This is a genomic window from Mesorhizobium sp. WSM4829, assembly GCF_055811475.1.
In genome coordinates this window covers 1-21,546 of record NZ_JBVVQJ010000009.1, presented here as the reverse complement: position 1 = coordinate 21,546, position 21,546 = coordinate 1, and the positions used below count along the sequence as shown (strand labels likewise).

The 21,546-nt window shown below is 64.0% G+C and carries 19 protein-coding genes; 10 read left to right on the top strand and 9 right to left on the bottom strand.

The window, feature by feature from the left end; all coding sequences use genetic code 11:
• Positions 1-105 precede the first annotated feature (105 nt).
• On the top strand, positions 106-3,717 hold the full coding sequence (putA, locus tag AC0L17_RS11040; RefSeq protein ID WP_473515846.1) for a bifunctional proline dehydrogenase/L-glutamate gamma-semialdehyde dehydrogenase PutA: 3,612 nt from the start codon (positions 106-108) through the stop codon (positions 3,715-3,717).
• Between the two features lie 278 nt (positions 3,718-3,995).
• Here the strand turns inward: putA and hmuQ are convergent, their stop codons facing one another.
• The 4 genes from hmuQ to AC0L17_RS11020 form a co-directional block, all read right to left on the bottom strand.
• The gene (hmuQ, locus tag AC0L17_RS11035) at positions 3,996-4,310 is read right to left on the bottom strand and encodes a heme-degrading protein HmuQ (protein ID WP_473515845.1); all 315 of its coding nucleotides are present in this window, start codon (positions 4,308-4,310) and stop codon (positions 3,996-3,998) included.
• 68 nt (positions 4,311-4,378) lie between these two features.
• Entirely contained in the window at positions 4,379-5,224 is an 846-nt protein-coding gene (locus tag AC0L17_RS11030; protein ID WP_473515844.1) for an energy transducer TonB family protein, read from the bottom strand.
• A 244-nt stretch (positions 5,225-5,468) separates the two neighbouring features.
• The gene (locus AC0L17_RS11025) at positions 5,469-5,912 is read right to left on the bottom strand and encodes a hypothetical protein (protein WP_236376692.1); all 444 of its coding nucleotides are present in this window, start codon (positions 5,910-5,912) and stop codon (positions 5,469-5,471) included.
• A gap of 5 nt (positions 5,913-5,917) precedes the next feature.
• Positions 5,918-8,059 carry a TonB-dependent hemoglobin/transferrin/lactoferrin family receptor gene (locus AC0L17_RS11020; protein WP_473515843.1) on the bottom strand — a complete coding sequence of 714 codons (2,142 nt, stop codon included), beginning with the start codon at positions 8,057-8,059 and terminating at the stop codon, positions 5,918-5,920.
• 299 nt (positions 8,060-8,358) lie between these two features.
• On the opposite strand from AC0L17_RS11020, the gene hemP reads away from it, so the two are divergent.
• From hemP to AC0L17_RS10995, 5 genes are read left to right on the top strand one after another with little or no spacing between them, the layout of a single operon-like run.
• Positions 8,359-8,595, top strand: coding sequence for a hemin uptake protein HemP (hemP, locus tag AC0L17_RS11015; RefSeq protein ID WP_287139719.1), 237 nt, complete (start codon positions 8,359-8,361; stop codon positions 8,593-8,595).
• Between the two features lie 11 nt (positions 8,596-8,606).
• Positions 8,607-9,686, top strand: a complete 1,080-nt coding sequence (locus tag AC0L17_RS11010; protein ID WP_473515842.1) for a hemin-degrading factor — start codon at positions 8,607-8,609, stop codon at positions 9,684-9,686.
• A gap of 47 nt (positions 9,687-9,733) precedes the next feature.
• On the top strand, positions 9,734-10,600 hold the full coding sequence (locus AC0L17_RS11005; RefSeq protein WP_473515967.1) for a heme/hemin ABC transporter substrate-binding protein: 867 nt from the start codon (positions 9,734-9,736) through the stop codon (positions 10,598-10,600).
• Between the two features lie 11 nt (positions 10,601-10,611).
• A complete protein-coding gene (locus tag AC0L17_RS11000; protein WP_473515841.1) occupies positions 10,612-11,712 on the top strand; it encodes a FecCD family ABC transporter permease in 1,101 nt (366 codons plus the stop codon).
• Positions 11,713-11,736: 24 nt separating this feature from the next.
• Complete coding sequence (locus tag AC0L17_RS10995; RefSeq protein WP_473515840.1) at positions 11,737-12,525, top strand: heme ABC transporter ATP-binding protein; 789 nt, start codon at positions 11,737-11,739, stop codon at positions 12,523-12,525.
• Positions 12,526-12,743: 218 nt separating this feature from the next.
• Here AC0L17_RS10995 and rirA read toward each other — a convergent pair whose 3' ends face one another.
• Positions 12,744-13,205: an iron-responsive transcriptional regulator RirA gene (gene rirA / locus AC0L17_RS10990; protein ID WP_091598109.1), complete on the bottom strand. Its 462-nt coding sequence runs from the start codon at positions 13,203-13,205 to the stop codon at positions 12,744-12,746.
• A 197-nt stretch (positions 13,206-13,402) separates the two neighbouring features.
• On the opposite strand from rirA, the gene AC0L17_RS10985 reads away from it, so the two are divergent.
• The 3 genes from AC0L17_RS10985 (at position 13,403) to AC0L17_RS10975 (ending at position 15,953) form a co-directional block, all read left to right on the top strand.
• Positions 13,403-14,698 (top strand): DUF445 domain-containing protein, encoded by a 1,296-nt coding sequence (locus AC0L17_RS10985; protein WP_473515839.1) that lies wholly within the window; start codon positions 13,403-13,405, stop codon positions 14,696-14,698.
• Between the two features lie 95 nt (positions 14,699-14,793).
• Complete coding sequence (locus AC0L17_RS10980) at positions 14,794-15,222, top strand: phasin family protein (RefSeq protein ID WP_473515838.1); 429 nt, start codon at positions 14,794-14,796, stop codon at positions 15,220-15,222.
• A 230-nt stretch (positions 15,223-15,452) separates the two neighbouring features.
• The gene (locus tag AC0L17_RS10975; RefSeq protein WP_027156157.1) at positions 15,453-15,953 is read left to right on the top strand and encodes a MaoC family dehydratase; all 501 of its coding nucleotides are present in this window, start codon (positions 15,453-15,455) and stop codon (positions 15,951-15,953) included.
• A 129-nt stretch (positions 15,954-16,082) separates the two neighbouring features.
• Here the strand turns inward: AC0L17_RS10975 and AC0L17_RS10970 are convergent, their stop codons facing one another.
• Complete coding sequence (locus AC0L17_RS10970; RefSeq protein ID WP_473515837.1) at positions 16,083-17,486, bottom strand: aminotransferase-like domain-containing protein; 1,404 nt, start codon at positions 17,484-17,486, stop codon at positions 16,083-16,085.
• Positions 17,487-17,592: 106 nt separating this feature from the next.
• On the opposite strand from AC0L17_RS10970, the gene AC0L17_RS10965 reads away from it, so the two are divergent.
• Positions 17,593-18,456 (top strand): DMT family transporter, encoded by an 864-nt coding sequence (locus AC0L17_RS10965; RefSeq protein ID WP_473515836.1) that lies wholly within the window; start codon positions 17,593-17,595, stop codon positions 18,454-18,456.
• A gap of 45 nt (positions 18,457-18,501) precedes the next feature.
• Here the strand turns inward: AC0L17_RS10965 and AC0L17_RS10960 are convergent, their stop codons facing one another.
• The 3 genes from AC0L17_RS10960 to maiA all read right to left on the bottom strand — a co-directional run bounded on the left by AC0L17_RS10960 (position 18,502) and on the right by maiA (position 21,381).
• The gene (locus tag AC0L17_RS10960; RefSeq protein WP_473515835.1) at positions 18,502-19,440 is read right to left on the bottom strand and encodes a hypothetical protein; all 939 of its coding nucleotides are present in this window, start codon (positions 19,438-19,440) and stop codon (positions 18,502-18,504) included.
• 220 nt (positions 19,441-19,660) lie between these two features.
• The gene (locus AC0L17_RS10955; RefSeq protein ID WP_473515834.1) at positions 19,661-20,701 is read right to left on the bottom strand and encodes a zinc-dependent alcohol dehydrogenase family protein; all 1,041 of its coding nucleotides are present in this window, start codon (positions 20,699-20,701) and stop codon (positions 19,661-19,663) included.
• A 29-nt stretch (positions 20,702-20,730) separates the two neighbouring features.
• Positions 20,731-21,381, bottom strand: a complete 651-nt coding sequence (maiA, locus tag AC0L17_RS10950; protein ID WP_091598088.1) for a maleylacetoacetate isomerase — start codon at positions 21,379-21,381, stop codon at positions 20,731-20,733.
• Positions 21,382-21,546 lie beyond the last annotated feature (165 nt).

Below are 21,546 nucleotides of genomic sequence, written 5' to 3'. Positions count from 1 at the left end.
CCTGTCGATTTCTTTGGACCGATCGAAACTACGCTTTGTGCTAGCTTGCGTCATTCGTCCGGTGACCGCCGGACCGCTCACTGATGCTCGCTCCACAGGACAGTCATGCCAGCGCTCGAAGCCATCCGCCAGCAGATCCGTGCCAATTACTTGCCTGACGAAGACGAGGCCGTGAAGCGGCTGGCCGAGGCGACAGGGCTTTCGACGAAAGAGCGCAAGGCAATCTCGGCCCGCGCCGCCGATCTGGTGCGGGCGGTGCGCGGCTCGTCCGATCCGCGGCTGATGGAGGTTTTTCTGTCCGCCTACGGCCTTTCCACCAAGGAGGGCGTCGCGCTGATGTGCCTGGCCGAAGCGCTGCTGCGGGTGCCGGACACCGAGACGATGGACGACCTCATCGCCGACAAGATCGCGCCGCATGACTGGTCGGCGCATTCTGGCGGCTCGAGCTCGATCTTCGTCAATGCGTCGACCTGGGCGCTGATGCTGACCGGCCGGGTGCTCGACGAGGGCGAGGACGGCATCGAAGGCACACTGCGCGCCATGGTGCGCCGTCTGGGCGAGCCGGTCATCCGCAGGGCGGTCGCCGCCGCCATGCGCGAAATGGGCGAGCAGTTCGTGCTCGGCCGCACCATTGCCGAGGCCGTCAAGCGCGGCCGGCCGATGACCCAGAAAGGCTATCTCTATTCCTTCGACATGCTGGGCGAAGCGGCCCGCACCGAGGCCGACGCACTGCGCTATCTCAAGGCCTATGCCGACGCCATCTCGTCGCTCGATGCCGGCGCCAACGGCCCCGACATCCGCCAGAATCACGGCATCTCGGTCAAGCTGTCGGCGCTGCATCCGCGCTACGAGGCGACGCAGAAGGAAAAGATGCTGCCTGTGATGGCCGAGCGGCTTTTGTCGCTGGCGCTGGCGGCGCGCCATTCGCGCATGGGCCTCAACATCGACGCCGAGGAGGCCGACCGCCTCGACCTGTCGCTCGAAATCATCGAGCGGGTGCTGGCCGAGCCGGAGCTTGCCGGCTGGAACGGTTTTGGCGTCGTCGTCCAGGCCTATGGCCCGCGCGCCGCCTTCGTCATCGACTGGCTCTATGCGCTGGCGAAGAAGCACGACCGCACCATCATGGTGCGGCTGGTCAAGGGCGCTTATTGGGACACCGAGATCAAGCGGGCGCAGGCGCTCGGGCTCGACGGCTATCCGGTGTTCACCCGCAAGGTCAACACCGACGTCTCCTATCTGGCCTGCGCGAAAAAGCTGCTGTCGATGACCGACCGCATCTATCCGCAATTCGCCACCCACAACGCCCACACCGTCGCCGCCGTCCTGTCGATGGCCGGCGATCGCGACTCCTTCGAGTTCCAGCGCCTGCACGGCATGGGCGAGGCGCTGCATGAGACGGTGCGGCGGGCTGAGGGCACGCGCTGCCGCATCTATGCCCCGGTCGGCGCGCATTCCGACCTGCTTGCCTATCTGGTCCGCCGGCTGCTCGAAAACGGCGCCAATTCCTCCTTCGTCCACCAACTCACCGACGAGGAGGTCGAGCCGGAGGATATTGCTCGCGACCCGCTCGAGACGGTCGAGAAACAGGGTCCGGCCGCCAATCCGGCGATTCCCGGCCCGTCGGCGATCTTCGGTGCGGCCCGCCGCAATTCGAAGGGCTTCGACATCACCGATCCGGTGACGCTGGCCGCGATCGACAAGGCCAGGGCGGAATTCGCCGGGCCGGACCGCTGGCACGCCAGGCCGATCACCCGTGCCGCCGGCTACGGCAAGCAGCGTCCGGTGGTCAATCCGGCAAAACCCGACGAGGTGGTCGGCACGGTCAGCGAGGCAACCGCCAAGCAGGTTGCGACCGCCGTGCGCATCGGTGTGGAGGCGCAACCGGCCTGGGCGAAGCGCGCCGTCGCCGAGCGCGCCGCCATCCTCAACCGTGCCGCCGACCTCTATGAGGCCAAAGCCATCGAATTCTTCGCGCTCGCCACACGCGAGGCCGGCAAATCACTGGCCGACGGCGTCGCCGAAGTGCGCGAGGCGGTCGATTTCCTGCGCTATTACGCGACGGAGGCGGCCAATGCCGAAACGGGAACCGAGGCGCGCGGCGTGATTGCGTGCATCTCGCCATGGAATTTTCCGCTCGCCATCTTCACCGGCCAGATTGCGGCAGCACTCGTCACCGGCAATTCGGTCATCGCCAAGCCGGCCGAGCAAACGCCGCTGATTGCCTTCCGCGCCGTCGAATTGCTGCGCGAAGCCGGCGTGCCGGAAGACGTCATCCAGCTTCTGCCCGGCGACGGCCCCTCGGTCGGCGGCCCGCTGACCGCCGATCCGCGCATTGCCGGCGTCTGCTTCACCGGCTCGACCGAGGTCGCCAAGCTGATCGAAAAGCAGCTGGCCGAGACCGCCGCGCCCGACGCCATGCTGATCGCCGAGACCGGCGGGTTGAATGCGATGATCGTCGATTCCACCGCGCTGCCCGAGCAGGCAGTGCGCGACATCCTGGCCTCGGCCTTCCAGAGCGCCGGCCAGCGCTGCTCGGCGCTGCGCGTGCTCTACGTGCAGAAGGACGTCGAGAAGAAGATGCTGGACATGCTGAAAGGCGCCATGGAAGCGCTCAGCCTCGGCGATCCCTGGCGGATCTCGACCGATGTCGGGCCAGTCATCGACGAGGAGGCACAAAAATCGATCCGCGACTATTGCACCAAAATGGGCCTGCAGGGCCGGCTGATCGCCAAGCTCGAAGCGCCGAAGGCCGGCCGCTTCGTGGCGCCGCATGTGTTTCGGGTCAAGGGCATCGAGGACATCGAGCGCGAGGTGTTCGGGCCGGTGCTGCATGTCGCCAGCTTCGACGCCGACGATATCGACGGGGTCATCGCCGCGATCAACCGCAAGGGTTATGGCCTGACCTTCGGCCTGCACACCCGCATCGAAGGCCGCGCCCAGCATTTCGTCGACGGCATCCATGCCGGCAACATCTATGTCAATCGCAACCAGATCGGCGCCGTGGTCGGCTCGCAGCCGTTCGGCGGCGAAGGACTTTCCGGCACCGGACCGAAGGCCGGCGGGCCGCACTATCTCAGGCGGTTCCGCAAGGGGCCGCAGGCGGGCACGCCGGTTCTTGACGGCCGCAAGGTGACGGCGACCGAACTTGCCGACAATCTGCCGGACCCGACGCTTGGCGGCTGGTCGACGCGGGCTGACCGGGTGGCGGTGCTGAGGAAGCATTTGCGCGGCAAGGGTGCTGCGGCCATCGGTGCCGCCGCCAGCATCGATTTCGGCCAGGTCGATTTGCCCGGGCCGACCGGCGAGGCCAACACGCTGTCGCTGTCGCCGCGCGGCCGCGCGCTGTGCCTGGGACCGGACGCCGACACGCTGCTTGCCCAGACCATCCAGGCGCTCGCCGCCGGCAATGCGGTGCTGGCCGTCGCGCCGGGTGCGCCGGCAGCACTGTCATCACTGACCGGCAAGGGCCTGCCGCTGGCGGCCATTGACGGCCGGCCCGACCCGGTCGAGGCACGCGCGCTGCGTGTCGACGTCGTTGCCTTTTCCGGCACGCCCGAGGCCGCTCGCATCGTGCGCAAGGTGATCGCCGACCGCGCCGGCCCGATCGTGCCGCTGGTCAGCGAAGTGCTCAACCCGGCCGCCTATGCGAATGAGCGCGCCGTCTGCGTCGACACCACGGCCGCCGGCGGCAATGCCAGCCTGCTGGCCGCGGCGTAGGGGTCGGTCGGGTGCGCTCATCTCGGGCAGGGCAATCACTTCAGGTTTGCGCTGCCGGCGAAGCTGCCGATCTCCCCCCTTGCGGGGGAGATGTCCGGTAGGACAGAGGGGGGTGTGAAGGATCACCAACTTTCGACTTTAGCCACTCCCAACCGGAAATTCGCCTGAGGGCGTGGCTGTGACAGTTTGATAGGTCGGCGGGACAGCACCCCCCTCTGTCCTACCGGACATCTCCCCCGCAAGGGGGGAGATCGGCAGCTTCGCCGGCGGCGACCTGCTCACGCGCCCTCGACGACCGAGAAGCCCTCGAACTGCGGATGGCCGAGATAGTGCACCTTGGTGGAGCCGGCGTTGCGGTGCGCGGCGCGGAAGTTCTCGGATTTGGTCCAGGCGACGAAATCCTCATGGCTCGCCCACACCGTGTGCGAAGCGAACAGCGTGTAGCATTCGGCCTCGTTGACCGGACCGCGCAGCAGATGAAATTCTTTAAAGCCTTTCATCTCCGAAAGGCTTGAATCACGGTTCTTCCAAACGTCCTCGAAGGCCTCCTCGGAGCCGTTCTGGACCTTGAAGCGGTTCATGGCGATGTACATTGGCTGTCCTTCCGGGATTGCGGATTATGATGCTTGGTGGATTGCCTGAAACGATGAGGCGCAGGCTGTTAAAATGGACCAATCCGCGCTTTAAACACCCAACTTGACTTGCCGGTTTCGCTTGGAATGGGAGGGAACGGCGCCTGCTTGCGCACCAGTGTCAAAGCGAATTGATCAAGCTCCGCAGAACCTGAGCTCTCGGCTAGCTGTATGTCGCTGATGCTGCCGTCGGCCATGACAACGAAAACGACCCTGGCATTGTTGCGAGCGCTCGCCTGTATCGCTTTCGAAACATGACGGTTGGCGCGGGCAAGCTTCTTCTGAACTTCACCGCTATAGCCGGATTCTATCGCATTGCCTGCCGCTGCCTGCTCCTTGCCCTTGCTGGAAGTCACCGCTTCGCGTTCTTCGCCATCCGCGGCGCCGCGGGGATCGTTCGTTTCGCCGGCCCCGCCAAGACCTGGTGTCACGCTCGGCCTTGGCGTCGGGATCGGCGGCTGTCCGATATCGGCAGGAGGGGCCTCGGTGCTTTCGGCCGGAGCAGCCGGCTCTGCCGGCGTTTCGATCTTCGGAACCACGCTCTGCTCGTCCAGCCGTGGGGTTTCGGCCATCAGCATGTCTGGCGTGGCAGTGGGTTGCTCGACAATCTGCGGCAAGGGCGGGGGTGGTTGCGCGGCCATTTCCCTAATGGGCCTGTCACCGGTGGGCCGGTCGGCAGGCGGCTCTGGCTTGATCTGGGGCTTGACCTCGGGCTTGGCTGGCCGCGGGTCGGGCACCAGGGTGACGTTCAACGCACCCTGACTATCCAAGGCGCTGCCGACCACGTTGGCGCCGGTTTGATCGGCGCCTTCCACCTCGATTGCGTCCCCGGCATCAAACCTGCCGGCAGGCGCGACGAGAAAAGCGGCCGCCACCGCCGCATGAAACAGGCAGGAGGCGACGATCGCCGTCGTCCATTTGCGGCTCATGGCTGACGGTCGGGCCGGCGCAAGCGGTCCGGTCGGCGCAATCGCCAGTTCGCCATCGGCGTCGGGGAGGGGACTGATGTTCTGCATGGCTCGCGGCGAGACCTGCCGCAACCGGCGCGGACTTGTCAAATCAACATCATTTGCCCTGGCGGCAACAGGCCAGCCTCGTACCCGCTTCCAGTCTGCCTTCTCAGACCCCGAAGGCGATGCCGGTCTTGGTCTCGGTCTTCAGTCCGCGCATGCAAGCGTCCGGCTTGATGCCGGTGCCGGCGCATTCGGTCGAGCTGTTGATCAGCACGCGGCTGACCTTGGCGCAGTCGGCGCCGGCAAGGTCGAAACGCGTCACCTTGGTCTTGCCCGCCGGCAGGTCCTTGAAGTCGAGCACGGTCAGCCGGTCGACGACGCCGGCCTCGTTGAACAGCGCGATCTCGAACGCCGCTTTCGAGAGGTCGGCGCCGAGCGTGTTATTGACCACGAAGGTCAGACGGCAGCCTTTTTCGGAGGCCTGCGCGCCATTGAGCTCAAGCGTGAGAGCTGGGGCCGGCGCAGACTGTTGCGCCCACGCCGGACCCATCGCAAGCGGCATGGCCAGCACCGAGGTCAGCAGGCGAAGCGATGCCGTCAAGCTTGTCATTGTCGTCAGCCTCCAAATCGCATTGTCGCCGCCAGCTTCAGCGTGACGCCAGGCTCGTAAACTACAACAGTGGCGGGTGCATTCAACGGGTTGGTGTATTTGACGCCGAACAAATTGTCAGCGCGAAAATCGACCTTGAGATTATCGGTCGCCTGGTAGCTGGCGAAGACGTTGACCAGCGTGTAGTCCCTGGCCACCGGATTGCCCTTCGGCCTGCCATTATACTGCACCTCGCCGCCGACGGTCAGCTTGTCCTCCAGAAAGCGGAAGCCGAGTTGCCCGGTGACCTGCGAAGAGGGGACGGTGACAAGGTCTGCCCGCTCGCCGTCGTAGGAGATGGTGTGGCCATCGATGATCGACGCGGAAAGCCCGGCGAAACCCCAGCCGGCGTCATAGACGGCTTCCATTTCAAAGCCGCGGATCCTGGCTTCTGCAAAGTTCTGGTACTGGAAGCAGATCGGGATACCGGGGCCGAACGGGCAGCCGCTGGTCGGATCGAAAGCCGACAGGGTGACGCCGTCGATGTAGTCGTCGACGTCGTTGTTGAAGTAGGCGGCCTTGAAACGAAACGCGTCGCCGGCCTCGAGGATGTCGTTGCGCTTGTAGTTGATACCGAATTCGACGGTCTTGCCGGTTTCAGGCTTCAGATCGGGATTGGGGAGGAAGGGAAAGCTGACGCCTGCCGGATGGTTGCCGCTGATGAGGGTTTCCGACAGCGACGGGGAGCGATATCCCTCGGCATAGGTGCCGTAGAATTGCAGTCCCGCAAGGCTGGCGGTTTCGAACGGCGAGACGCCGACGGTGATGCGCGGCGACAGCCGGTCGCCGGAGGTTTCGCCGACATCGCTTTCCAGCTTGTAGCTGTCGTAACGCAGGCCGGCGATGATTTCGAGCCAGCCCCAGGTGAGCTTGTCCTGGATGTAGGCGCCGGAAACGTTTCGCTTGCCCGAAGGGGTATAGAAACTGGCGCCGCCTGCGTCGCCACCCGTCTCGACGTCGTCGCCAACCCAGTCACCGCCATAGGTCAGCTCGTGCGCAATGGCGGCGGTCTCGAACCGCGAGGTGTTCCAGATGTCGATGCCCGAAGTTCCGACATCGAAAGTCGACATCGAGCCCGCCGGCAGGACGATGGGAAGACCGGTGACCGGATCAAAGCGGTTTTGCGCAACCAGGCTCGTCATCTCCATGTTGGTCTTGTTGTAGGAGGCGTTGACGTGGAGATCGAGCCAGCTCTTGTCCGCATCGGTGATGTTGTAGCGCGCCGTGAAGGTATTCGCCTCGAGGTCGACGTCGTTCACCGGCGTGCCGCCGCTGACCTCGTTCCAGCCGTCGCTCGTGCCATTCCAGCCCAGCTTCAGTTCGCTGTTTTCGCTGGGGCGGATGGTTGTCTTCAAAAGGCCGCTCAAAACGTCGAAGCCGGTGCCGTCGACCGTATCGCCGCCGCCATCCTTGTAGTCGTCATAGTCGCGATAGACGATGTTGCCGAGGACATCCCAGTTTTCGTTGAAACGGTAGGCGCCGGCAGCGCTGGTCGTCCAGCCTTCGCCGTTGCTCTCATAGCGCCCGGTCGCGGACGCCGCCCATGTCTCGCCGTCGCGAAGATAGTCGTCCGCGTCCTTGGTCTCGAACAGGACGACGCCGCCAATGGCGCCCGAGCCATAGGTGTTGGCGACCGGGCCGCGAATGACGTCAACGGATTTGATGAGTTCCGGGTCGATATAGAAGGTCGATTGCGGGCCGTGGTCGGAGCGCTGGAAATTCTGCCGCGCACCGTCGACGATGACCGCGACGCGGCCGAAATCCTGCAAGCCACGGATGTTGATGCTGGAGGAGACGCGCCTTGCGTCGGCCTGGACCGCTACACCCGGCACACCCAACAGCATGTCGTTGGGCGTCGTCGCCATGCGGCGTTGCAATTGCTCCTGATCAACATGGCTGACCGAAGCCAGGGAATCGATCGCCGTCTCGCCGGTGCGGCTGACGACCAGGATCTGATCGAGCAGCGTTGCGCCTGCCGCGGCCGGCTGTTCAGGCGCCTGCGCCTGTTCGGCCTGCTGCCGATCTGTTGCAGTTTGGCCGGCCTGTTGAGCATTGGCCGACGGGGTAAGCAAAGCGATCGCCGCAGCGCCCGCCAGCAATGCCGCCATGCCCGTTGCCATCGATCGATGCGCCGGACCTCTATGCCCCGGATCTGGGTTGCTATTCGCCAGACCCAGCCGTCCCCAATTCCCCAACCCCATGCCCCAACTCCAAAAATCCTGGTTCGATGCTGGCCGGCTTGACGCGCATGCATTTTTCGTCGTGTCCGGCTTCTTAAATCTTGACTCATCTAGTCCGGTATTGCACTGACTAGTAAACATGAGTATTAAAGTCAAGAAATGAATCGGCATTTCAGGCACCGCCGCGCCAGCCGACCAGGCCCGGCCCAGAAAAGGGATCGAACCAGATGAACACGCACAATCCCAAGGACTTTCGGCCCAGTGACTTTCGCCCCAATGACTTTCGCGATCGCGTTCGCCGTTCCGACGACAATTCGGCTCGTTTCGATCGGGTCCCGTTGACGGTGAGGACCCTGTCCAGCAACGCGCTGTTCCAGGGCGAGCACGAGATCGGCATCGAGCATCACGGAGCGCTCTACCGGCTAAAAATCACCCGCCAGGGCAAGCTCATCCTCAACAAGTAGGTAATAAAAATATGGACCAGCGCGTAAGGCCCGCGCCGCACGAGATCCGGCGGGCGCGGGCAGACAATCCGAAGACGCGCGAGCGCGATCTCGCCGCCCAGCTTGGCATTTCGGAGGCCGAGCTGGTCGCCGCGCATTGCGGCGACGGCGTCCTCCGCGTCGAGCCGCGCGTCAATGATCTTTTGACCGGCCTCGAGGCCGTCGGCGAGGTCATGGCGCTGACGCGCAATGAAAGCGCCGTGCACGAGAAGATCGGCGTCTACGACAAGGTCGTGACCGGCAACCACAATGCCATGGTGCTCGGCGAGAACATCGACCTGCGCATCTTCCCGAAAGCCTGGGCGCACGGCTTTGCCGTCGAAAAGCGCGACGGCGGCGATATCAGGCGCAGCCTGCAGTTCTTCGATGCGGCAGGCGAGGCGGTGCACAAGGTGCATCTGCGGCCGGCGTCCAACCTCTATGCCTATCAGAAGCTGGTGGCTGAGCTGGAATCGCCGAACCAGGAGTCGAGCGTCGCGATTTCAGAGGAAGGGTCGATTTCAGAAGGCGGGCCTGAAAGCGAGGCCGAGGCTTCCGCCGCTTCCGCTGACGTCGACGATCTGCGCGACCGCTGGAGCCGGCTGACCGACGTGCATCAGTTCTTCGGCATGCTGAAGACGCTGAAGCTCGACCGCCGCCAGGCGCTGCGCATGGTTGGCCAGGATTACGCCTGGCTGCTCGACAACGATGCCGTCAGCGCCATGTTCCATCATGCCGCCGAGGGCGAGATGCCGATCATGTGCTTTGTCGGCAATCGCGCCTGCATCCAGATCCATTCGGGCCCCATCAAGTCGATCAAGCCGATGGGGCCGTGGATCAACGTGCTGGACGAGACCTTCCACCTGCATCTGCGGACCGACCACATCCAGGAGGTCTGGGCCGTGCGCAAGCCGACCAAGGATGGCCATGTCACGTCTCTCGAAGCCTATGGCGCCGACGGCAAGATGATCATCCAGTTCTTCGGCAAGCGCCACGAAGGCGAAAGCGAGCGCGAGGACTGGCGGTTTCTGGCAGAGAACCTGCCGCGCATTCCAAGCCCGACCGCAGCCTGAGGACAACGACAATGGCTGCTTTGCTTGAACGGGCGCGTGTTTTTGGAATGGCGCTTGGGGCCACGATGTGCCTTTGCGTGGCCTTCGCGCTGCCGGCCCGCGCTGCCGAAGGCACGGAGGTCTTTGCGGACCCGTCGAAGATAGCGGCCATCGGCGGTTCGATCACCGAGATCGTCTTTGCGCTCGGCGAGCAGGACCGGCTGGTCGCGCGCGATTCGACCAGCCGATATCCCGAGGCGGCGCTCAAGCTGCCTGATGTCGGCTACATGCGCCAGCTGTCGCCGGAAGGCGTGCTGTCGGTCAATCCGTCGGGCATCCTGGCGCTGCACGGCAGCGGGCCGAAGCAAGCCGTCGATGTGCTGAAGAAGACGAGCATCCCGTTCATCGAGGTGCCCGAGCGCTACGACCACGAAGGCATTCTCGAAAAGATCCGCATCGTCGGCAAGGCGCTTGGCGCCGACGCCAAGGCCGATGCGCTGGCAGCCGAGATCGACGCCAAGCTGAAGGCCGCCGAAAAGCAGACGTCCGCGATCAAGGACCGCAAGCGCGTCCTGTTCGTTCTGTCAATGCGGGGCGGCAAGATCCTCGCTTCCGGCGGCGACACCGCGGCCGACGGCATCATCAGACTTTCGGGCGGCGTCAATGCGATCGACGGCTATTCCGGCTACAAGCAACTGTCCGACGAGGCTGTCATCACCGCCAGGCCCGACGTGATCCTGATGATGAACAATGCCGGTCCCGGCGTATCGGACGACGAATTGTTCGCGAACCCGTCAATCCGGTCGACACCGGCGGGTGCGGCGCGCAAGGTGGTCCGCATGGATGGCGGTTATCTGCTCGGCTTCGGGCCGCGCACCGCCGACGTCATCCGCGACCTTGCCGCCTCGCTCTACGGCGGGCAGGCCGCGGACTGAGCGGGCGCCCGATGGTGGATCAATCGATCGCTGGTGCGGGCACTATGGCGACAGCATCCGACGGCGACCGCTCGGGGCGCGCGCGCATCGTCATCCTGGCTTTGTGCCTCGGACTTGCCGTTGCCGTCCTGTTTTCGCTGACATCAGGCGCATCGGATGCCTCGGCCGTCAGCGTCGTCGGCGACTGGCTGTTGGGTGCAGCACCCGGCAATGAGGCGCTGAGCGCGCGCGACCGCCTGATCGTCTACGACATCCGCCTGCCGCGCGTCACGCTCGGTGTGCTGATCGGCGCAGCGCTGGCCGTCTCCGGCGCGGTGATGCAAGGGCTGTTCCGCAACCCGCTGGCAGACCCCGGTCTCATCGGCGTTTCGGCCGGAGCGAGCCTCGGCGCGGTGTCCATCATCGTGCTTGGCGCCACAGTGCTGGCGCCGATAACTTCGATGCTGGGCACACTCGCTCTGCCGCTGGCGGCGTTCTGCGGCGGGCTGGCGACGACATTGGTGCTTTATCAGGTGGCCACCCGGCGCGGCCAAACCTCGGTCGCCACCATGCTGCTCGCCGGCATCGCGCTGGCGGCCCTTGCCATGGCGCTGACCGGTATCCTGATCTTCATGGCCGACGACCGGCAGTTGCGCGACCTGACTTTTTGGCAGCTAGGCTCGCTCGCCGGTGCGACCTGGCAGAAAATCGGCTCCGTTGGGCCTGTGATCGTGCTGGCGTTGGCGGCGATGCCGTTCCTGGCGCGCGGCCTCAACGCGCTGCCGCTGGGCGAAGCCACCGCCGGCCATCTCGGCATTCCGGTTCAGCGGCTGAAATACACGGCCATCATCGGCGTCTCGGCGGCGGTCGGGGCGTCTGTCGCCGTCAGCGGCGGCATCGGCTTTGTCGGCATCGTCGTGCCGCATCTGCTGCGTTTGGCTATCGGCCCGGACAATCGTTATTTGCTGCCGGCCTCGGCCCTGCTTGGCGCTTGCCTGCTGCTGCTGGCCGACGCCGTCGCCCGCACCATCGTGGCGCCGGCGGAGCTGCCGATCGGCATCGTCACCGCGATCGCCGGCGCTCCGTTCTTCCTCTGGATCCTGCTGCGTAAGCGTGGCGTCATCGATCTGTGAGAGTGGCCCTATGAGAGAGTTTCCATGATCGAAGCGCGAAATGTCTCGGTGGCGATCGGCGGCAAGGGCATCGTCGCCAATGTCGATTTCGACATGCGCCCCGGTGAGATCGCGGCCATCGTCGGTCCCAACGGTTCGGGCAAGACGACCTTCCTGAGGGCGCTGTCCGGCGATCTTGCCTATTCGGGAGAGGTCACCATCAACGGTCGCGACCTGTCGGTGATGAAGCCGGTCGAGGCCGCCATGCTGCGCGCCGTGCTGCCGCAGGCGACGACCCTGTCGTTTCCGTTCACGGTGCGCGAGATCGTCAGGCTTGGCCTGCTCGGCGGACGCTCGGGCGCGCTGACCGGCGAGGACGAGCGCCTGCCCGATCGGGCGCTGGCGCGCGTCGATCTCGACGGCTTTGCCGGCCGTTTCTACCAGGAGCTTTCGGGCGGCGAGCAGCAGCGCGTCCAGTTGGCCCGTGTGCTCTGCCAGGTCTGGGCGCCGGTCCTCGACGGCAAACCGCGCTATCTCTTCCTCGACGAGCCGGTTTCCGGCCTCGACATCAAGCACCAATTGATCATCATGAACATCGCCCGCGATTTCGCCAGGCGGGGCGGCGGCGTTGTCGCCATCCTGCATGACCTCAATTTGACGGCGATGTATGCCGACCGGATCTTCGTCATGCACCGCGGCAGGCTTGCCGCCACCGGCTCACCGCAGGACGTGCTGAGCGACGATCTGATCGAAAAAGTGTTCGATTGCCGGCTGAGGGTCGGCGTGTTGCCGGCTGGAGACATGCCGTTCGTCCTGCCGCAGTCGGCGGCGTAAGTTCCAGCTGGCAAGGTCGGCGCCGCCCCTTCTTCCTTCTCCCCTTGTGGGAGAAGGTGGATTGGCGCGCAGCGCCAAGACGGTTGAGGGGTGTTGGACGGAACGCTGTTGGTGCCAAGCTGGAACACCCCTCATCCGACCTCGCTTCGCGAGGCCACCTTCTCCCACAAGGGGAGAAGGGAGAGTTGCAAGCGCTGTCGGCTATGGCTCGACCCGACTCAGGCGGCCGGCGCCCTTTGCACCAGCATGTCGATGCCGAGCAGGTGGCGCACGTTCGGGCGCGCTGCCACCATGTCGGCGATCGTATAGCGCTCGAGCACGGCGAAGAAGGCGTTGAGCGCCTCGCGCAGCGACGAATTCAGTGCGCAACTGTCGACCAGCGGACATTCGGCGGCGTCGTTCTCGAAGCATTCGGCCATGGCGAAGCTCTCTTCGGTCACGCGCACGACGTCGAATAGGGTGATCGATTCGGCCGGGCGGCCGAGCCTGACGCCGCCGTTCCTGCCGCGCACCGTCTCGACCAGACCATGCTCGACCAAAGGCTGCAGGATCTTGAAGAGAAAGAGCTCGGACACCGAGTAGGCGGCAGCGATCTCCGGGATACGGCTCAGCCGGTCGGTATTCGCGGCGCAATACATCAGAATGCGCATGGCGTAGTTGGTCTGGCGTGTCAGCCGCATTGTGTCCTCACGAAGCAATAGCTCAACCCTAATATGGCCTATACCTTGGAATAATTCCAGACAAGCACCGCATGATAGTTGAATATTTTTATCATGTTTGTGTGGGCGGTCGTGCAACCATGACCCTGATATGGCGCGCATTCGGGTGGGCGGATCACTAAGTTAAGTCCGCGACATCGACCAGGAGCAGTTCATCCATGCCACAATCATCACCGGCTTGGGCATCCGCCCGGTTCGATGCCGACGCGGAGGCCAAGCTTTCGGCGCTTCGGCGCACAAAATTCGTCGCCACCGCAGCGCTCGCGCTCTGCGTCCTCATCTTTGCGGTGTCCAAGTCGTTCGAGGGCCGCTATCCGTGGCTGGGTTTCGTCGCCGCTTTCGCCGAGGCGGCGACGATCGGCGGGCTGGCCGACTGGTATGCGGTGGTGGCGTTGTTCAGACGGCCGCTCGGCCTGCCGATCCCGCACACCGCAATCATCCCGGAGAACCAGAACCGCATCGCCGATAATCTCGGCCGCTTCATCGAGGTGAATTTCCTGGCGCCCGAGCCGGTGCGCGACAAGCTTGCCGAGGTCGATTTTTCCGCGCTCGTTGCCGACTGGCTTGCCGACCCCAACCGCGCCGCCGATCTGTCGCATTTCGTCGGCCGGCTGGTGCCGCAGACACTGGCGGCGATCGAGCAATCCGGCCTGCGCGGCTTCGTCAGCAGCCGCATGCTGGAGCAGATCGAAAAGGTGCCGCTGGCGCCGCTCGCCGCCGAGTTGCTGTCGGCGCTGACCGATGATCGCCGCCACCAAAGACTGTTCGACGAATTCACCAAGGTCGTCGGCCGCTTCCTGAGCGACGAGGCGGCGCTGGCGACGATGCGCGAGAAGATCCGCGAGGAACTGCCGTCGCTGTTCAACCTGTTTCGCGCCGACGCGTATCTGCTGAAGAAGATCGTCGCCTCGGCCGGATCGCTGCTCGACGAAGTGAGGGCCGATCCCGATCACCCGATGCGCGCCGAGTTCGACCGTTTTGTCCTGAGCTTCGTCGAGCGGCTGAGGACATCCAAGCAATACGCCAAGCGCGCCGAGAAACTGAAGCGCGATTTCCTCGCCCGGCCGGAGCTGAAGGCGCTGGCCGGCGACATGTGGGAAAGCCTCAGCGTGTTCATCGAGCAGGACGCCAAGGCGCCGAATTCGATGATCCGCGCCCATCTCGCCAGCATGTTCGTCGAGGTCGGCCGCCATCTTGCCGGCGACGCCCAGATCAGGGCCGACATGAACCAGGGGTTTATCGTTGCGCTGTCGTCGTTCGTCGAAAGCCAGAAGAGCGGCGTCTCGAAATTCATCGCCGATCAGGTCAAGCGCTGGGACCTTGCGCAACTGACCAGGCTGATCGAAATGAACATCGGCAGGGACCTGCAATATATCCGCTTCAACGGCATGGTCATCGGCGGCCTGGCCGGCGTCGTGCTCCACACTTTGGAACGGCTGTTCCTCGTCGGCTGAGGCGCGATGTGTGCGCGGCCGAATGGACCGCGAAGCTCCGCTGTTCTATTGTTTCTCTTTAGCTGCCGAATTCGCAGCAACAGAGGAAAACCACCATGGCAAAGCGACCGGAATCCGACTCCTTCATCGACATGTTCGGCAGGTTTGGCCGCGACCTGAAGCTGCCGAACGTCGATGTCGAGGCGATCCTCAGCCATCATCGCAAGAACCTCGAGGCACTCGAAAAGTCGGCCAGGGCAAGTGCTGCCGGAGCGTCATCGATGCTCTCCAGGCAACGCGAGATGCTGCAGGACACGCTGCACGAGATCGCCGACATGGCGCAGGACTACAGGGCGCCGGGCGATCCTCGGGAGCTGATGGCCAAGCAAACGGCGTTCGCCAGGAAATCCTTCGAAGCCGCATTGAAGAATGCCGGCGAGGTGGCCGAGCTGGCCAGGAAATCCGGCACCGAATCGGTCGAGATCCTGCGCGAGCGCATCAAGGAGGCGATGGAGGAAATCCGCAGCGGCTACGACAAGCAGTAGGCTGTTTCCCAAGTCGCTGGACTTTTCTGTCGTCATCCCGGCTGGCGAAAGCCTTGGTGTTGGTCCCGCCGAGGCGCACAAAGATCCTCTTGCTCGATAATCCTGTTGCCAGCTCTACACCGGCACTGGCGCGATCCGGCCGAGGATATCGCGGCGGAACACACTGAGCGAATTGACAGAGGCGGCCGGTTCGTGGTCCGGAGGCAGGGCAAGCGATCGGGAAAGCAGGAATGACGCAAATACGGCTGAGGCCGCCGCCGACCTACGAACAGCTCAGGACGATGACAGGGCAGGAGCTTGGCGTGTCGGACTGGACGACGGTCGACCAGAGCCGCATCGACCAGTTCGCCGAATGCACCGGCGACCGCCAATGGATCCATGTCGATCCAGAGCGGGCGAAGCGGCAGAGCCCGTTCCGCGCCACCATCGCGCATGGCTATCTGACGCTGTCGATCATCGGCGCGCTGGCGCTCGACATGGGCATCGTGCCGGAAAATACGCAAGCCGTCTTCAATTATGGTTTTGACAAGGTGCGGTTCCTAGCGCCGGTCAGGGCCGGGGCGCGCATCAGGCTGCGGATCACGCTGTTGTCCATGGAGGACAAGGGCCCCGGCCAGTATCTGATGAAGGCGGCCAACATCGTTGAGATCGAAGGTGAGAAGAAGCCGGCGCTGACCGCCGAAACCCTGGTCATGCTCTATGAGCGGCGACGCAGGAGGGCAGGGCCGTGAGCAGAGCGAAGCGCCGAGACGGTCGAGGCCGGAGTGCTGTTGGTGCCAAGCTGGAACACCCCTCATCCGACCTCGGTCGGCGAGGCCACCTTCTCACACAAGAAGGGGAGAAGGGACAGTGCGGGAAAATCAACGCGACATCGCCTCTTCAAGCGTCCTGAAAATTCTCTCATCCGCCGACTGCGCGACATTGAAGCGCAGGAAACGGCTGGCGGTTTGGGACAGGCTGAACGCATTGCCGGGCGCCAGCACGACATTGGCCGACAGGGCGCGGCGGGCTATTTCCGCTGCATCGACGCCTTCCGGCAGTCTGCACCACAAGAACATGCCGGTCGGCTGGTCGATCCACGGGGTGATGCCGATCGCCTTCAGGCGGCTGCCTGTCTCAGCCATGGCGCGGGAAAGCCGCGTTCGCAGCAAATCGACGTGCTTGCGATAGCTGCCGTCCTTCAGCAGCGTTAGCACCAGTTCGGAGGCAAGCCTGCCGCTGCCGAAGGACGTGGCGATCTTGAGATCGGTCAGCCCTTCTATCCAGTCGCGCGGAGCCGCGATGAAGCCGCAGCGCACCGACGCCGAAAGCGTCTTGGAGAAGCTGCCGATATGGACGACGCGACCAAGACCGTCGAACGCCGCCAGCCTGGGTGCCGAGGTGTGTTCGAAGTCGGCAAAGATATCGTCTTCGATGATCGTCAGATCCGATTGGTCGGCGAGCTTGAGCAATCGGTGGGCGACGACCGGCGACAGAATTGCACCCGTTGGATTGTGAAGCGCGGAATTGGTGATGTAGAGGCGCGGCCGGTGCTCGACCAGCGCCTGCGCGAATAGCTCGATATCCGGTCCCGATGGCGTATAGGGAACGCCGACCACCTTGGCCCGATGAGCGCGCAACAGGGCATGGAAGTTGAAATAGCAGGGGTCGTCCACCAGCACCGTGTCGCCCGGTTCGAGCAGGAACCGGCACAGGAGGTCGATGGCCTGGGTGCCCGATTCCGTCAGCATGATCTGGTCGGGAGACGCCTCGATGCCGTGCTCTGCCATGCGCCGGGCGAGCAGATGACGCAGCGGCGGCAGCCCGAGCGGAGTGCCGTAATCGGTCAGCGTGACATCATCGCCGCGTGCCATTGTCCGCAGCGCCCGGCGCAATCCGGCCTCCGGCATCCACGCGGCCGGCAGCCAGCCGCAACCGGGTTTGAGCACGCCGTCGCCGGCTTCCAGCGACTGGCGCGAAACCCAGAGCGGATCGACGGCACGGTCAAGCCTGGGGCCGATCTCGGCCAGCGACAAGGGAGCCAACGGTCCGGCGGCATAAAAGCCCGAACCTGGACGCGAGCGGATGATGCCTTCTGCGGCAAGACGCTCATAGGCTTCGACCACTGTGGATTTCGAAACCTGCATGGTTTTCGCGAAAGCCCGGATCGAAGGCAATCGTGTTCCCGGTGTCAGGCTGCGCGCGGCGATCCTGTGCCTGATCGTCGCCATGACGCTTTCGACAAGCGTCCCGCTGCCCACATTTGCCGTCGTCTGCTCGTCCATCCGTACTGCTCAATCTGCCATGACAGTTTCATCAAACTGTACCTCATTGTCTCTGGCGGCGCCATAGGTCCGGCCCGATAGAGGGCGAGAACATCAGGAGCATGCGATGGACAAGACGGCGGGCGGCTGGATCAACGGATTTGTGGGCGTGCTGATTTTCAGCGGATCACTTCCGGCAACGCGGGTTGCTGTGATGGATTTCGATCCGGCCTTCCTGACCGTCGCCCGCGCTGCCACGGCAGGCATCCTCGGCCTGGCGCTTCTGCTCGTTTTTCGCCAGAAGCGTCCGGAACGGCAGGATCTGTTGTCGCTGGCCATCGTCGCGCTCGGCGTCGTGGTCGGCTTTCCGCTGCTGACCGCGCTGGCGCTCAAGCACGTCACCTCGGCCCATTCCACCATCTTCATCGGCCTGTTGCCGCTGGCGACCGCGATCTTCGGCGTCATTCGCGGCGGCGATCGCCCCAAACCGGCCTTCTGGCTGTTTTCATGCCTTGGCAGCGCCCTTGTTGCCGGTTTTTCAATGACCCAAAGTGTCTCGGCCTCGCCGCTTGGCGACATGCTGATGCTGGCGGCAATCATCGTGTGCGGACTGGGCTATGCGGAAGGCGCCAGGCTGTCGCGCAAACTTGGCGGCTGGCAGGTGATCTCATGGGCGCTGGTGTTGTCGCTGCCGGTCATGCTGGCGCTGACGCTCATCACCATGCCACTGTCGCTCGAAAACGTCGGCAAGGCCGCCTGGATCGGCCTGGCCTATGTCTCGCTGTTCAGCATGCTGATCGGTTTCGTGTTCTGGTATCGCGGGCTGGCGCAAGGCGGCATCGCCGCGGTCGGGCAGTTGCAGCTTCTGCAGCCTTTCTTCGGCCTCGGGCTGGCGGCAATGCTGCTGCACGAGCAGGTCAGCCCCGCCATGATCGCCGTCACCGCCGCCGTCGTGCTTTGCGTGGTCGGTGCGAAGAAATATGCGAGATAGGGCAGGCTGCCTGAATGCAGCCGTTGCGGTGTTGTGTTGAGCGCGCTAGGCGCGCTCAGTCTGGTTTTGCAGCGCTGACTGTAACCTGCCATATGTTGGCGCAAGTGTTCGCAGCGCAGTGGCGGCTGCCGCGTCGTCGCCAATGACCAATGGGTGCTGAGTCGAGCCAATGAGCCGCGCCTGTGCGGCCGCGATTCGCGCGGCTTCGGTGTATCCCGCTCGCGCCAAGCAGGTCGCGGCATCTGCAACACGGCGAGCGCCAACCCGGATCGCAAAGTGGATCAGATGGCCACGCAATTCCTCATCGCAACCGTTTTCGATGAGCGCAGCGAGACCTTCAGCGGCTTCGCCGTTTCCGAGACTTCCAACTGGCATGTTGTGATCACCGCACATCGATAGCCACTGGATGGCGGTTGGGATTGACGCCTTGATGGCTTCGACATCGGACACTTTCGCGAACTGACTGAAGCCAGTGCGCATGGTATAGGGCGTACCGTAGTCGATCGTCTCGGCTCGCCAGGCCGCTATGAAATCCGTCAGTGGCAGAGAAGTATACGGATAGCCCTGAGGGTCGTGCATGAGAACACGGTCGTCGACCACATCGATGACGACGACATAATGATCCGCGCCGATCGGCCCCGTCTTGCCCGGTTGATGCGACAGGTGCCCCATCTCGATGGGACCAATCCATACCGGGCCATCCGCAAGGGAGACCCGCAAGCGGGCGAGGGCGTCTGCGGCATTGCTGCCCGTGACGACCGACGACCTCCAGCCAAGCGCGGTCAATGCTGCGTCAAAACCTGCCTCGGGCGTCCAGCCATAGGGATCGAAGAACGGCAACGTGCCGCCGATCAGCTGCATCCCAAATGGGCTGCCCGTAGCGATCTCAATGACTGCCGTGGGCGGTGCATCGGCTCCGAACATCATCGCAAACGAATTCGCGTAACAGTACGGACCAGAGCCGGTGTAGGGAACATGCGTCATCTTGCTGTCTCTCACCAAAATTCGGAACGAGACATAACAAAGGGGGCAATTTCACAGAAATTGTCAACCTAAGACCGGCTCTGAATCGCCCAAACTAATTGAGAGCGCCGCGCCTGAACTCGATAACGTCAAGAGTGAAACAGTACCTTGCCGCCTCCACAAGAAGCCTGAGCATCAACGTGAAACAGTGCCGTTCTGACGTCGAAGAACAGTCTGCCCTTTAGAACTTCGTCACCACGCCGATGCCGATGCCTTCGAAGCCGCCCATCGCCATCAAGGCGGCCGGCGCCTCATCGAGGCTGATCCGCTTGCCGACCAGCAATTCTGGCTTCAGCTTGCCGGTGCGGATCATCTCCATCATCGCCTGGTAGCGGTAGGCTTGCATGCCGTGGCTGCCGCGGATTTCGAGCTCGAAGGCGATCACCTTGTCCATCGGGATCTGCGGCCTGGCATGATCGCCGAGCATCAGCCCGACCTGGACATGGCGGCCGCGCCGGCGCAGGTTGGCGATCGAGTTGAACGAGGTCGTCGGATGGCCGAGCGCGTCCATCGACATGTGCGCGCCGCCATTGGTGATCTGCTTGACCGCCTTGACCACGTTCGGCGTCGTGGCGGCATTGATCGTCGCCACCGCGCCGATTTTTTTGGCGAAGTCCAGCTTCTCGTCGGTCAGGTCGATTGCGATCACGTTGGCGCCCATGGCGCTGGCGATCATGATCGCCGACAGGCCGACGCCGCCGCAGCCATGCACGGCCACCCATTCGCCTGGCGTCACCCGGCCCTGGTCGACAATGGCGCGGAACGAGGTGACGAAGCGGCAGCCAAGGCTGGCGGCGGTGGCGAATTCCATCTCGTCCGGCAAGCGGACCAGATTGGTGTCGGCATGGTCGATGGCGACATATTCGGCGAACGAGCCCCAGCCGGTGAAGCCGGGCTGGGTCTGGTGCTCGCAGACCTGATGGTTGCCGGAGCTGCATTCGAAGCAACGGCCGCAACCGACGGCGAACGGCACGGTGACGCGCTCGCCGGTCTTCCAGCGGGTCACCTGGCTGCCGGCGGCCACCACGACGCCGGCAAGCTCGTGGCCCGGCACATGCGGCAGGCGGATGCCGTCGTCGTGGCCCATCCAGCCATGCCAGTCGCTGCGGCAGAGCCCGGTCGCCTCGACCTTGATGACAACGCCGCCCAGTGCCGGCTCCGGATCGGCAACAGTCTGGATCGTCGGCACCTCGCCGAATTTTTCGAAGACAACGGCTTTCATCGTCAATTCCTCATAATTGGATAGCGCTGCTATTCGGCATCGATCTGGTTCTCCGGCGCGGCCTTTTGGAAGGCCGGCAGCGCCATGCAGGCGGCGTGGATGCGTGTGACCGTCGGGTAGGGCGCTAGGTCGACGCCGAAACGGGCGTTGCTGGTGACCTGCGCGGCCAGGCAGATGTCGGCCAGCCCCGGCGTGTCGCCATGGCAGAACGTTTTTGTTTCAGGCGATGAAACAAGAATCTTTTCAAGCGGGTGGAAACCTTCGTTCACCCAGTGCCGGAACCAATTGGCGACGTCCTCGTCGCCGGCGCCGAAGAGCGTGCGCAGCGAGGTCAGCACGCGCAGGTTGTTCACCGGATGGATGTCGCAGGCGATCATCTGCGCCAGCATCCTGACGCGGGCCCGGCCAGGCGCGTCCTGCGGCAAAAGCGGCGGTTCGGGCCTGGTCTCGTCGAGAAATTCAATGATCGCCAGCGATTGCGTCAGCAGCGTGCCATCGCCCAGGATCAGCGCCGGCACCAGTCCTTGCGGATTGACCGAGAGATAGGCGGGCTCCAGATGCTCGCCGTGGCGCAGATGATGCGGCACATATTGGTAGGTCAGGCCCTTCATCTCCAGTGCGATCCGCACCCGGTAGGAGGTGGAGGAGCGGTAGTAGTTATGCAGGACGAGGTCGCTCATTCCTGCACATTCGGCCGATTTGGACGACCGGGCAAGGCATGATGGTCCGGAAATTGCCATCTGAGAAACCGTTTGGAAATTCTACTCTGGCGGCCATCTGATGGCGGTTTCTGCGCTTCCGGTGCTCATATGTGGACGGCCCCCTGCTTGCAAGCGTTGGCTGAG